Annotated in this window: 13 protein-coding genes; all 13 read left to right on the forward strand. The window is 65.8% G+C overall.

The window, feature by feature from the left end:
- Positions 1-185 precede the first annotated feature (185 nt).
- Positions 186-1,172: a flagellin N-terminal helical domain-containing protein gene (locus ABGN05_RS01110; RefSeq protein WP_367952149.1), complete on the forward strand. Its 987-nt coding sequence runs from the start codon at positions 186-188 to the stop codon at positions 1,170-1,172.
- A gap of 276 nt (positions 1,173-1,448) precedes the next feature.
- Positions 1,449-3,053 (forward strand): methyl-accepting chemotaxis protein, encoded by a 1,605-nt coding sequence (locus ABGN05_RS01115; protein WP_367952150.1) that lies wholly within the window; start codon positions 1,449-1,451, stop codon positions 3,051-3,053.
- 23 nt (positions 3,054-3,076) lie between these two features.
- Positions 3,077-3,352, forward strand: a complete 276-nt coding sequence (locus ABGN05_RS01120) for an STAS domain-containing protein (protein WP_367952151.1) — start codon at positions 3,077-3,079, stop codon at positions 3,350-3,352.
- 1 nt (position 3,353) lies between these two features.
- Complete coding sequence (locus ABGN05_RS01125; protein ID WP_367952152.1) at positions 3,354-3,719, forward strand: response regulator; 366 nt, start codon at positions 3,354-3,356, stop codon at positions 3,717-3,719.
- Between the two features lie 36 nt (positions 3,720-3,755).
- Positions 3,756-5,984: a chemotaxis protein CheA gene (locus ABGN05_RS01130; protein WP_367952153.1), complete on the forward strand. Its 2,229-nt coding sequence runs from the start codon at positions 3,756-3,758 to the stop codon at positions 5,982-5,984.
- Positions 5,981-6,457, forward strand: coding sequence for a chemotaxis protein CheW (locus tag ABGN05_RS01135; protein ID WP_367952154.1), 477 nt, complete (start codon positions 5,981-5,983; stop codon positions 6,455-6,457). Before ABGN05_RS01130 ends, ABGN05_RS01135 begins: the two co-directional genes overlap by 4 nt.
- Positions 6,454-7,335 (forward strand): CheR family methyltransferase, encoded by an 882-nt coding sequence (locus ABGN05_RS01140; protein WP_367952155.1) that lies wholly within the window; start codon positions 6,454-6,456, stop codon positions 7,333-7,335. The genes ABGN05_RS01135 and ABGN05_RS01140 overlap by 4 nt, the downstream gene beginning before the upstream one ends.
- On the forward strand, positions 7,332-8,399 hold the full coding sequence (locus tag ABGN05_RS01145) for a protein-glutamate methylesterase/protein-glutamine glutaminase (RefSeq protein ID WP_367952156.1): 1,068 nt from the start codon (positions 7,332-7,334) through the stop codon (positions 8,397-8,399). Before ABGN05_RS01140 ends, ABGN05_RS01145 begins: the two co-directional genes overlap by 4 nt.
- A complete protein-coding gene (locus tag ABGN05_RS01150) occupies positions 8,387-8,776 on the forward strand; it encodes a response regulator (RefSeq protein WP_072607024.1) in 390 nt (129 codons plus the stop codon). The genes ABGN05_RS01145 and ABGN05_RS01150 overlap by 13 nt, the downstream gene beginning before the upstream one ends.
- Complete coding sequence (locus ABGN05_RS01155) at positions 8,773-9,315, forward strand: chemotaxis protein CheD (protein ID WP_367952157.1); 543 nt, start codon at positions 8,773-8,775, stop codon at positions 9,313-9,315. Before ABGN05_RS01150 ends, ABGN05_RS01155 begins: the two co-directional genes overlap by 4 nt.
- 12 nt (positions 9,316-9,327) lie before the next feature.
- Positions 9,328-9,717: a DUF8776 family protein gene (locus tag ABGN05_RS01160; protein WP_367952158.1), complete on the forward strand. Its 390-nt coding sequence runs from the start codon at positions 9,328-9,330 to the stop codon at positions 9,715-9,717.
- A gap of 151 nt (positions 9,718-9,868) precedes the next feature.
- On the forward strand, positions 9,869-10,825 hold the full coding sequence (locus ABGN05_RS01165; RefSeq protein ID WP_367952159.1) for a TAXI family TRAP transporter solute-binding subunit: 957 nt from the start codon (positions 9,869-9,871) through the stop codon (positions 10,823-10,825).
- A 216-nt stretch (positions 10,826-11,041) separates the two neighbouring features.
- A complete protein-coding gene (locus tag ABGN05_RS01170) occupies positions 11,042-13,135 on the forward strand; it encodes a TRAP transporter permease (RefSeq protein WP_367952160.1) in 2,094 nt (697 codons plus the stop codon).
- Positions 13,136-13,269 lie beyond the last annotated feature (134 nt).

Below are 13,269 nucleotides of genomic sequence, written 5' to 3' on the forward strand. Positions count from 1 at the left end.
CATCCCCCCGTTTCCGTTGCCGCCGCCATCTCCCGGTCAGCAGCCGGTTTACGTTTTGTTAAGTACGTTCGTTCACAAAGATTAAGACGCGTCAGGAGGTTGGCCGGCGAATCGGTGAGCCTCAGCCGCGCGGAAGACGGGAAATGGTCCGGCAATGACGGGACCGATCACAAGAGGGGCATAGCGTGTCCAGTATTCTGACCAACGCCGCTGCGATGACCGCGCTTAAGAGCCTTCAGGCGACCAACAAGATGCTGGAAACGACGCAGGCTCGCATCTCCACCGGGTACCGGGTCGGCTCCGCCTCCGACAACGCGGCCTACTGGTCCATCGCCACCACGATGCGTTCCGACAACAAGGCGCTGCTCACCGTCCAGGACGCCCTCGGCCTCGGCGCCGCCAAGATCGACATCGCCTATACCGGCGTGAACGAAACCATCAAGGTCGTGGACGAGATCAAGGCCAAGCTGGTGGCCGCCCGCGAGCCCGGCGTCGACCGCGCCAAGATCCAGGCGGAAATCACCGCCCTGCAGGGCCAGCTCGTCGGAAACGCGGCAACCTCCTCCTTCGCGGGAGAGAACTGGCTTTCGGTCGATTCGGACTCGGTCGACTACAATTCCAGCAAGTCGATGGTCGCCTCCTTCACGAGAGCGTCCGACGGCACGGTTTCGGTCTCCACCATCACGATCAACACCGACTCCATCAAGCTCTACGACGCGGCGGTAGATGTTGCACCGGCCGGCGTGGGCGATGTCGAGACGGGAGTCGGCATCCTCGACGCCAACTACGATGCCGACACCGGCGGGCGGATGACCAACACTTCGATCACGACCTTCACCGTCTCGACGCTCGATATCTCTACCCTGACCAACAACGCCGCCGATCTCACCTTGCTCGACAACTACATCGCCGGTGTCGACGATTCGATCTCGCGCATGACCATCGCGGCCAGCGATCTCGGCGCTGCCAAGAAGCGCGTCGATCTCCAGGTGGACTTCGTCAACAATCTCATGGACGCGATCGACCGCGGCGTCGGCGCGCTGGTGGATGCGGACATGAACGAGGAATCCACCCGCCTCCAGGCACTGCAGGTCCAGCAGCAGCTCGGTATCCAGGGGCTGTCGATCGCCAACGCCAGCGTCCAGGGCATCCTCTCGCTCTTCCAGGGCTAGTCGCCCTCTGAGAAGCGGGACCGATACGGCATCCGAACCCCGGCCTCCGCGCCGGGGTTTTTCCTTTAAGGAGCGCGCGGCGGCGCCAGCGTATCGGAAGCATACGCCCCGTTGGACGGCTATCGGCGGCGGAATTTTGTTAACAGGAGTTAAACCAATACGTGTCAAAGCTTCCTATCGGGGGCTTGGACGTTTTTGACGCCAAAGGCATGAAGCCGCGCTCTACCGCCGGTTGTGCCGGCATGTTCCATTTCAGTCATTTCCAGGAAAATGCGAATGACGAGTCCGTCTCGCAGCAACGACCAGCATGTCGCCGAGCGTCTGGAATTCATGGACCTCGATGCCGCTGCCCGGGCGAACCTGCAGAAGTTGAAGCCCGTCATCGCAAAGTCGATCGGTTCCGCGCTCGATGCCTTCTACGCCAAGGCACGCGCCAATCCGGCGACATCGAAATTCTTCGCCGGCGATTCGCACGTTGAGAGCGCCAAGACCCGGCAGGAGAAGCACTGGAACGTCATCGCCGACGCGCAGTTCGGTTCCGCCTATGCCGACGCGGTTACCACGATCGGGCGAACCCACGCCCGCCTCGGCCTCGAGCCGCGCTGGTACATCGGCGGTTACGCGCTGATCGCGGAACGCCTGTTGACCGCCGTGGTGGCCGAGCACTGGCCGAAGTTCAGCATGCGCAGCGGTGGGCATGCGGCCATGGCCGCATCTGTCTCCAGTCTCATGAAGGCGGTGCTCCTCGACATGGACCTCGCCATCTCGACATATCTCTTGGCGCTTGAGCAGGAGAAAGCGAAGGCCGACGCCGAAAGGCAGGAAGCGCAGCACCGGCAGGAATCGGCGCTGCAGGCGATCCGACAGGCGCTCGCCGCGTTGGCGACCGGAGATCTTCGCGCGCGCATCGATACGCCGCTGGGTGCCGAGTTCGAGACGCTGCGGGCCGACTTCAACCTGATGGCAAACGGACTCGAGACCGCGATCGGCAACGTTTCCCGGGTCTCCATCAGCATCGGCGGCAGCTGCGACGAGATCGGGCAGGCATCCGACGACCTCTCCCGCCGCACCGAGCAGCAGGCGGCGAGCCTCGAAGAAACGGCCGCGGCGGTCGAGGAACTGACCGCCAGCGTCAAGCGATCCGCCGAAGGCGCCCATGCGGCGGCCGAGAAGGTGGTCGCGGCTCGTCAGGACGCGGACAGGTCCGGCAAGATCATGGCCGACGCGGTCGCCGCGATGGCCAGCATCGAGAAGTCGGCGCACGAGATTTCGCAGATCATCGGCGTCATCGACGAGATCGCGTTCCAGACCAATCTCCTCGCCCTCAACGCGGGCGTCGAGGCAGCGCGTGCCGGCGAGGCCGGCCGCGGCTTCGCGGTGGTCGCCCAGGAGGTGCGGGCTCTGGCGCAGCGTTCGGCGGAGGCCGCCAAGGAGATCAAGTCCCTGATCCAAAACAGCACCACCCACGTCGAGAACGGCGTGAAGCTGATGGACCAGACCGGCAGAGTGTCGGAGCGCATCATCAGCCAGGTCATCGAGATCGACCAGCTCGTCGCCGGGATGGCGTCCTCGTCCAAGGAACAGTCCACCGGCCTCGCCGAGATCAACACCGCCATCTCGCACATGGATCAGGCGACGCAGCAGAACGCGGCCATGGTCGAGCAGACCACGGCGGCCGTTCATTCGCTGCGCAGCGAGGCAGGCGAGCTCGTCAAGGCGATCGCCAGCTTTTCGGTCTCCGGCCAGAACCCTCGGGCGCCGTCGCGCGCTCCGTCCGCCGCCGCGAAGTCCGCATCGCGTCCGGCCGCCGCCGCGTCGCCCGTACGCGGCAACACCGCGCTGAAGCCGGCCGTCGAGGAAGACGGCTGGGAAGAATTCTAGAGGCAATGGGAAGCTGATCAGACATGGCCGCGACCGTTAAACTTCCGCCCGTACTCGACATCACGGCAGCCGCGCCGCTCGCCGCCGAGCTTATGGTCGCCAGGGGCAAGGACATCTCCGTCGACGGGTCGAAGGTCGAGAAGATCGGCGCCCAGTGCATCCAGGTTCTTCTGTCCGCCGTCTCGACCTGGGGGCATGACGGCATGGAGTTTGAGCTGGCTCGACCGTCACCAGTGCTGGTCGAGCGTCTTGGGATCGCCGGGCTCGAGCCGGCCAATTTTTCTGCGAGGAATGCTTGAGATGAAGAAGACTGTTCTGACGGTAGACGACTCAAGGACGATACGGCAGATGCTGCGCGCGGCGCTGCTCGACGCCGGCATGGAAGTATTGCAGGCCGAGGACGGCGTGCAGGGGCTGGAGGTGCTGGACGGCTCCATGCCGGACGTGATCGTCACGGACATCAACATGCCGCGCATGGACGGTTTCGGCTTCATCGAGGCGGTGCGCGGGAGCGAGCGTCACCGGGCGATCCCGATCCTGGTGCTGACCACCGAAAGCGTGGACGACAAGAAGGACCGTGCGCGCCGTCTCGGCGCCACCGGGTGGATCGTGAAGCCCTTCGATCCCGTCAAGCTGGTGAGCGCCATCAACCGCGTCGCGGCCTGAAGCACATAAGAGCGGGGGATCTTGCCAGTGGATACGATGGCGGCAATCAAGCAGACGTTCTTCCAGGAATGCGAAGAACAGCTTGCCGAGCTCGAAACCGGACTTCTTGCGATCGAGAGCGGGGAAACCGACGAGGATACGGTCAATGCCGTGTTCCGCGCGGTGCATTCGATCAAGGGCGGCGCCGGCGCCTTCGGACTGGAGGACCTCGTCCGTTTCGCCCACACCTTCGAGACGACGCTGGACCTCGTCCGCAGCGGTCAGATCCAGCCCGATGCCGGATTGATCAAGCTGATGCTGCGGTCCTCCGACACGCTCGCCGACCTGGTGCGCTATTCGCGTGACGGCGGCGACAAGGACGACGCGCGGGTTTCGCAGCTCCATGACGAGCTTACCCGCGCCGCCGACCCGAATGCCGTGGCCGCGGAGACGAAGCCCGCGAAGAAGCAGCCGAAGAATGCGGCCAGGGTGCCCCAGCCCGAGCCCGAACCCGTCGAGGAGCCGGAAACCTCCCCGGAGGACGATTTCGTCCCGATCACCATCTCCTTCGACGACCTTTTGGGCGGGGGCGGCGGCGAAACGCAAGACGACGGCCAGCAGGTCTACAAGATCTGGTTCAAGCCGAAGCCGGAACTCTACGCGAAGGCCAACGACGCCATAAAGCTGCTGCGCGAGATCTCCGCGCTCGGCGATGCCGACATCGCCTGCGACATTTCCGAGGTGCCGCTCCTGGGCGAGCTCGATCCCGAAGGCGCCTATCTTTCCTGGAACATCCGTCTCGCCACCACCGAGCCGGAGGCCAAGATCCGCGAAGTCTTCGAATTCGTCGAGTTCGACTGCGACTTGACGGTCGAGGCGGAACCGACGCCGGACCCGGATTTCGAGTTCGTTCCCGAACCGATCGTCCCCGTCGACCAGAGGGCGGACGAGGCGGGCGAGGGGCCGCTGATCCCCGATGCCGTCCTGGCCAAGATCGCGGAGATCGCGTCGGCCGAACCTGCCAAGGCGATGACGGCGGCGAACTCCCAGGCGCAGCCTGCACAGGCGGCGGCGCAGACGACGATCCGCGTCGACCTCGACCGCGTCGACCGCCTGATCGACCTCGTCGGCGAACTCGTCATCAACCAGTCGATGCTCACTCAGCGCGTGACCGAAGCGGGCATCGCGCGGCTGTCGGATGTCGCCGTGGGGCTCGACGACCTCGAGCAGTTGACCCGCGAGATCCAGGACTCGGTCATGGCGATCCGCGCCCAGCCGGTCCGCCCGATCTTCCAGCGCATGTCGCGCGTCGTGCGCGAAGTCGCCGACATGACCGGCAAGTCGGTGCGTCTGGTGACGGAGGGCGAGAACTGCGAGGTGGACAAGACGGTCATCGAGCGGCTGGCCGACCCGCTGACGCACATGATCCGCAACGCCATAGATCATGGGCTCGAAAAACCGGAAGAGCGCGTCAAGGCCGGCAAGCCCGAACAGGGTGTCGTGCGCATGTCGGCCGCCCACCGATCCGGGCGGGTCATCATCGAGGTTTCAGACGACGGTGCCGGCATCAACCGCGCCCGCGTCAAGGAGATCGCGATCAAGAAGGGCGTGATCGAGGCCGGCGTACAGCTTTCGGACGGCGAGATCGACGACCTCATCTTCGCGCCGGGGTTCTCGACCGCAAGCACCGTCTCGGACGTTTCCGGCCGCGGCGTCGGCATGGACGTCGTCAAGCGCTCCATCCAGGCGCTCGGCGGCCGCATCAGCATCTCGTCCAAACCTGGCAAGGGCACGGTGTTCACGCTCAGCCTTCCGCTGACCCTGGCCGTCCTCGACGGCATGGTGGTGACCGTCGCGGGCCAGACGCTGGTCGTGCCGCTGACGGCGATCGTGGAGACGCTGCAGCCGAAAGCCTCGGACGTCCACGGTCTGGGCGAACGCGCCAAGGTGATCGCCATCCGCGGCTCGTTCATCCCGCTCATCGACGTCGGCAACAAGCTCGGCTACCGCGAAGAGGAAGCCGATCCCATCAACAGCGTCGCCATCATGGTGGAGTCCGAGAACCGGGCCCAAAGCGCGCTGATGGTGGACGGAATTATCGGCCAGCAGCAGGTCGTCATTAAGAGCCTGGAGACGAACTACGGGCAAGTGTTCGGGGTCGCCGCGGCAACCATTCTCGGCGACGGCCGGGTCGCCGTCATTCTGGACGTCGACGCCATCGTCGCCGGCAACCGATCCGATACGGCCAAGGCCGACGTCGCCAACCGCAAGAGGAATGCAGCATGATGCACGTCAAGGAACACGATGTATCGAAGGCGAGCGAGCTCATCGCCTTCAGGCTCGGCGGACAGGAGTTCTGCGTCGACATCATGTCGGTGCGCGACATCCGCGGCTGGACGCAGACCACGCCGCTGCCGCATTCGCCCGAATACGTGAAGGGTGTCATCAACCTGCGCGGATCCGTGCTGCCGGTCATCGACCTCGCCGCGCGTCTCGGCTTCCGATCGACGGAACCGACCGCGCGCCACGTCATCATCGTCACGCAGGTCGGTAGCCAGTCCGTCGGGCTCCTGGTCGACGCGGTGTCCGATATCCTCACGATCAACGCGGAAACCATCCAGCCCACGCCGGATGTCGCGTCCGAACTGGCCCGCGCCTTCATGAAGGGCGTGCTGGCGATCGAGGGCCGCATGATCAGCCTCATCGGGCTCGACAGCGTTCTCCAGTCCACGCGCGAAAGCTCGGGAACGCTCAATTGAGCCAGACTGCCGCGTCGAAGACGGGAGGGATCGTTCCGGGCGAGTACCTGCTCACCGCGGACGACTTCCGCCAGATCGCAGCCATCCTCCACGACCATGCTGGCATCCAGCTGTCGGAGACGAAGGCGGCGCTCGTCTATGCGCGGCTGGCAAAGCGCCTGCGGGCGCTCGGGCTGGAGAATTTCCGCGACTACTGCTCCTTCGTGGCGAAGTCCGAGGGACTGGACGAACGCCAGCGCATGGTGGCGGCTCTCACCACGAACGTGACCAAGTTCTTTCGCGAGGCGCACCATTTCGAGCATCTGAAGCGGACGGTGTTTCCCGAACTTCTCGAGCGGGCGAAGCGCGGGGCCGAGGTGCGGATCTGGTCGGCCGGGTGTTCGAACGGGCAGGAAGCCTATTCGATCGCCCTCGTCATTCTGTCGATGATGCCGGACGCGGCAAAGCGCGACGTGCGCATTCTCGCCTCCGACATCGATCCCAACATGATCCAGGAAGGCCGCATCGGACAGTATCCGGGGCAGGCGCTGACGGACGTTCCGCCCGAACTGCGCAAGCGCTGGTTCCGCCGCGCGCCCGGCAGCGCCGACGACTGGCAGGTGGCCGACGAAGTGAAGGACCTCGTCTCCTTCCGCGAACTCAACCTGTTCGCCAAATGGCCGATGCAGAAGAAGTTCGACATCGTCTTCTGCCGGAACGTCGTGATCTATTTCGACAAGGGCAAGCAGGCCGACCTGTGGGGACGCTTCTCCGGCGTGCTCAAGCCCGATGGCTGGCTGTACATCGGCCATTCGGAGAGGATTTCGGGTCCGGCGACGGACCACTTCACGTGCGAGGGAATCACCACCTGGCACCACATCAAGGGGAGTGTGCGGTGAGGCCTGTCCGTGTCCTGATCATCGATGACAGCGCGACCATGCGCAAGATCATCGGCTTCGCCCTCGCGAGCAACCCGGCCATCGAGGTCGTGGGCGAGGCGCCCGACCCCACGGAGGCGTTCCGTCTCGTGGATTCGCTCGATCCCGACGTCATCACGCTCGACATCGAGATGCCGAAGATGAACGGCATCGATTTCCTGCGCCGCGTCATGAAGCACAGGCCGCGGCCGGTCATCATGGTGTCGACGCTGACGGTCAGCGGCGCGGCGGTGACCATCGAGGCGCTGGCGCTCGGCGCGTTCGACTGCGTGGCCAAGCCGACGCTCAAGGACGACCGCTCCTTCCGCGATCTCGTGGAGAAGGTCATCGCAGCGGGCGCGGGGCGCAACCGTGCCCGGCCGAGCCGGCCGTCGGCGGAACGTCACGATCCCGCGCCGCTCGGCGCCGGTCAGGCCAGTGTGCGCGAGAAGGTGGTCGCCATCGGCGCGTCCACCGGCGGCGTCGAGGCGCTCATCGCGCTCTTGTCCGAATTCCCGGCGGACTGCCCGCCGACCGTCATCACACAGCACATGCCGGCCAACTTCACGCGCTCCTTCGCGGAGCGCCTCGACCGGATGTGTCGGCCGACGGTGCAGGAGGCGGACGACCGCTGCCAGCTCGCCCGCGGCAACATCTACATCGCGCCCGGCGGCGAACGCCACCTGGAGATCGCCCGGCGCGGCGACGGCCTGGAAACCCGGCTGCGCGAAGGCGAGACCGTTTCGGGACATCGGCCGTCGGTCGACGTCCTGATGGGATCGGTCGCGGCTGCCGTGGGCCACGACGCCGTGGGAGTGATCCTGACGGGCATGGGAAAGGACGGTGCGCAGGGTCTGCTGAAGATGCGCCAGTGCGGCGCCAGGACCATCGGTCAGGACGAGCAGTCGTCGCTGATCTACGGAATGCCCCGTGTCGCCAGCGAGGTCGGCGCGGTGCAGAAGCAATTGCCATTGAATCGCATCGCGCGCGAGATCTTTTCGGGTGCGCGGTCGACTAGAGAAGGGGCCGTCCTTTGTCACTCCTAGCCCAGTTGAAGATACTCGTGGTCGACGATACCACCACGAGCAGGATGCTCCTGCGCGATGCGCTCGAAACCATCGGCTTCCGCAACATCGCGGTCGCGGCCGACGGCGAGCAGGCAATGCAGCTGATGATGTCGCAGCCCTCGCACCTCATCATCTCCGACATGAACATGCCCAAGATGAACGGGCTGCAGCTCCTGCACGCCGTGCGCAGCTACAAGCCGACATCCAAGGTCCCGTTCATGATCCTCACCGGCAATGCCGACAAGAACGTGCTGATCGAAGGCCGCAAGCTCGGGCTCAACAACTATCTCAACAAGCCCTTCACCGCTCCGGATCTCAAGAAGGCCCTCGAGGCCATCGTGGGGAGGCTTCATTGATAGACAGCCGCCGCCCCGGGCGTATCCATGTCATCCAGGGTGAGTGCGCTGTAACGGACGAACCGGAGACGGTGCTGACGACGGTGCTGGGGTCGTGCGTGGCCGCCTGCATGCGCGATCCGGTCCTCAAGATCGGCGGCATGAACCATTTCCTCCTTCCCGGCGAGGGTGAACGGTCGCGTCTCAACGAGGCGGAGAGGTTCGGCGTCTATCTGATGGAACTGCTCGTCAACGGGCTCCTGAGGCGCGGCGCGCGGCGCGAGAATCTCGAAGCCAAGCTCTTCGGGGGTGCGCGCACCGTGCAGGGCTTCACCGACATCGGGGCGAAGAACATCGATTTCGCGCGACGTTTCCTGGAAAACGAAGGCATCGCCTACCACGGCGGCAGCGTCGGCGGAAACCAGGGGCGGCGGCTCGAGTACCAGCCGTCCTCGGGACGCGCCCGCCAGTTCCTGCTGCCGCAGGCGGTCGCGCCGTTGCCGCCTGCCGAGCCGCGCGTGCCGAAGGTTCCGGCAGGCGGCGAACTCGAGTTGTTCTAGGAGCGTCTTCGCATGCCCGCTACAGCCACCGCCTTCGCGCACGACCCGCATCACGAGCCGGTGCGCGACGTCATCGCCCGCATCGAGGCAGAACTCGAGAAGATCGCCCACGCGATCGATGCCAATCACGCGCACATCGCCGTCGCCGTCGGCGAAAGCGGCAATGGCGAACCGGCCTTCGTGCGCGCCATGCAGGAGGCGGACCTCCTCTACCAGAAGGTCGAGGGCATCGCCGGCTTCCTGCGCACGCTGGTGGACATCATGCCCGCCGACTGGGAGATCGAGACCGGCGGCGCGACGCGCAGCCTCAAGCTCACCGAACTGGTGCGCAAGATCGGGGCGAGCATCTACGTTCCGCACCAGCACGACGAGGTCGATCACGGCCACTGCGACCTGTTCTGAATATCGTCGCGCGCAGCGGACGCGCCGGATTCCCCGGACGCGGGCACATTAGGACTTTGCATTCCCGCCACTTCCACTAGGATTGCCCCTCGCTGCCGCGCGGGCTTCGCCTGTGTTGGCCCAATCCAACGAATTCCCTCGGGAGGAATGCATGACGATCCACAAGAAGAAACTTTTTGCCGCCGGCGCCGTCGCGCTCGGCCTCGCCATCGGCATGACGTCCGCGAAGGCGGAGGAATTCATCAACGTGCTCACCGGTGGCACGTCGGGCGTCTACTATCCGCTCGGCGCGGCGCTGGCCAAGATCTACGGCGAGAAGATCGAGGGCGCGCGTACCCAGGTGCAGTCGACCAAGGCATCCGTCGAGAACCTGAACCTCCTCCAGCAGGGCAAGGGCGAACTCGGTTTCGCGCTGGGTGATTCCGTCAAGTCGGCCTGGGAAGGCGACGAGGAGGCCGGCTTCCCCGGCAAGCTCGACAAGCTGCGCGGCATCGCCGCCATCTATCCCAACTTCATCCAGATCGTCGCCGCGCAGGACAGCGGCATCAAGACCTTCGAAGACCTGAAGGGCAAGAGCCTGTCGGTCGGCGCGCCGAAGTCCGGCACCGAGCTCAACGCGCGGCGCATCTTCGAGGCGATGGGCATGAGCTACGAGGATCTCGGCCAGACCGAGTACCTGCCGTTCGGCGAATCCGTCGAACTGATCAAGAACCGCCAGCTCGACGCCACGCTGCAGTCGGCCGGCCTCGGCGTCGCCTCCATCAAGGATCTCGCCACGTCGCTGCCGATCACCATGGTCGCCGTGCCGGCTTCGGTCGCCGAGACGCTCGGCGCGCCGTTCCTCGCCGAGACGATCCCCGCCGGCACCTACGAAGGCCAGACCGAAGACGTGCCGACGCTCGCCATCACCAACATCCTGGTCACCCATTCGGACGTCTCGGACGAGACCGCCTACCAGATGACCAAGCAGCTCTTCGAAAACCTGCCCGAGATGGTCTCCGCTCATGCCGCCGCCAAGGCGATCAGCGCCGAGGCCGGCGCCAAGGGCCTGCCGATCCCGCTGCATCCGGGTGCCGAGCGCTACTACAAGGAAAAGGGCCTGCTCTGATCGGGCGCCCGTTCCTGATTCCTTCGTGAAATCGCGGCCGCCCTGCCGGGGCGGTCGCTTCCAGTGTCGGCGCCGGCGGATTCTCCGCGGGCGCTCCGCGACCTTCCCCGCCCGGCCAGGATGGCTCGTCGGGGAACCCGCGGCCGGCCGGGCGGCGCCCGGCACCACTTTCCGGGGCCGCCGGGCGGCGCCCGGCACTACTTTCCGGGGAATGACATGAGCAATCCGGCCGCCAGCGACGTCGGTTCCTCCGCCACCTTCCACGATCCGACGGGCGGCGGCTTTCCGCTGTCGCGCGAGGGCCGCGTCCTGTTCTGGATCGCGGTCGCCTTCTCTGTCTTCCAGCTCGCCACCGCCGCGCATGTCGTCACCCTGCCGAGCCAGATCGTGCGCGCGGTCCATGTCGGGTTTCTCCTGCTGCTCACCTTCCCGCTGGTCGCGGCGGCGGCCGGCTGGCGGATTCCGTGGAAGACACTCGCCTGGGCGCTCGGCCTCGCCGGCATGGCGGTCGCCGCATACCAGTGGATCGAGTACAAGCCGCTGATCCTGCGCGCCGGCGATCCGCTGCCGCTCGACATCGTCTTCGGCGTCGTCGCGCTCGCCACCATCTTTCTCGCTGCCTGGCTGATCATGGGGCCGGCGCTGCCGATCATCTCCGGCACCTTCCTCGCCTACTGCCTGTTCGGCGAATACTTGCCGGCGCCGCTGAACCACCGCGGCTACGATTTCGCGCAGGTGATCGACCACATGACCTACGGGACGGAGGGCATCTACGGCATCCCGGTCTATGTCTCGTCGACCTACATCTTCCTGTTCATCCTGTTCGGCGCCTTCCTCGAAAAGGCCGGCATGATCAAGCTCTTCACCGACATCTCGCTCGGCCTCGTCGGACATGCCCGGGGCGGCGCGGCCAAGGTGTCGGTCATCTCGTCCGGATTGATGGGAACGATCTCCGGCTCGGGTGTCGCCAATGTCGTCACCACCGGGCAGTTCACCATCCCGCTGATGAAGCGCTTCGGCTACCGCCCGGCCTTTGCCGGCGGCGTCGAGGCCACCGCCTCGATGGGCGGCCAGATCATGCCGCCGGTCATGGGCGCCGTCGCCTTCATCATGGCCGAGACGCTCGGCATCGAATATTACGAGGTCGTCAAGGCGGCGATCGTGCCGGCCATCCTCTACTTCGCCTCAACCTTCTGGATGGTGCACCTGGAAGCCGGCAAGCGCGGGCTGCACGGCCTGCCGAAATCCGAACTCCCCTCTGCCTGGGGCGCGCTCACGCGCGGATGGTACCTGCTTTTGCCGCTCGGCGTGCTCGTCTACCTGCTCTTCACCGGCTACACGCCGCTCTTTGCCGGCACGGTCGGCCTGTCCTTCACCGTGCTCTTGATCCTCGGCGGCTCGGTGGCGCTCGGCCTGCCCGGGCAGGTCATCCGCGTCATCTTCTGGATCGGCCTCGGCCTCGTCGCCGCGAGCTTCTTCCGTTTTGGCATCAACGTCGTGCTGATTGCCGTCGCGCTGCTCATCCTCGCCAACATCTTCGTGGAAGGCGGCCGCAAGACGCTCGCGGTCTGCCGCGACTCCCTCGCGGATGGCGCCCGCACCGCGCTTCCCGTCGGCATCGCCTGCGCGATCGTCGGCATCATCATCGGCACCATGACGCTGACCGGCGTCGCCAACACCTTCGGGCAATACATCGTCTCGGTCGGGCAGAACTCGCTGTTCCTGTCGCTGGTACTGACCATGATCACCTGCATCGTGCTCGGCATGGGCATCCCGACCATCCCGAACTACATCATCACCTCCACGATCGCCGGCCCGGCATTGCTGGAACTCGGCGTGCCGCTCATCGTTTCCCACATGTTCGTCTTCTATTTCGGCATCCTGGCCGACCTGACGCCGCCGGTGGCGCTCGCGTGCTTCGCCGCCGCGCCGATCGCCAAGGAAGGCGGCCTCAAGATATCGATCGAGGCGGTGAAGGTCGCGGCCGCCGGCTTCGTCATCCCCTACATGGCCGTCTACACGCCGGCGCTGATGCTGCAGGATGGCGGACCGCTGGCCGAAACCATCGGCTACTGGCCGGCCGTCGCCTACATCGTGGTCAAGGCGGGGCTGGCGATCTGCCTGTGGGGCGCGGCCGTCATCGGCTACCTGCGCACGCCGCTCGCCGCCTGGGAGCGCCTGCTCGCCGCCGCAGCCGCCTTCACGCTCGTCGCCGCGCTGCCGGTGACCGACGAGATCGGCTTCGCCCTCGCCGCGATCGTGATCGGGCTGCACTGGTGGCGGACAAGGGGCAGGGCAGCGGCGGCGTGATGCCTTCGATCGTTCGGCCAATTGCCAACATGTCGCTCTGTCGCGCCCCCCTCTGCCTGCCGGCTGCCTGGCCCGAGCCACGGGTCTCGCCCCGTCCTTCGGACCCCCCACGAGGGGGGAGATCGGCAGCTTCG

This window comes from Aquibium pacificum (assembly GCF_040839445.1).
Classification (GTDB): domain Bacteria; phylum Pseudomonadota; class Alphaproteobacteria; order Rhizobiales; family Rhizobiaceae; genus Aquibium; species Aquibium pacificus.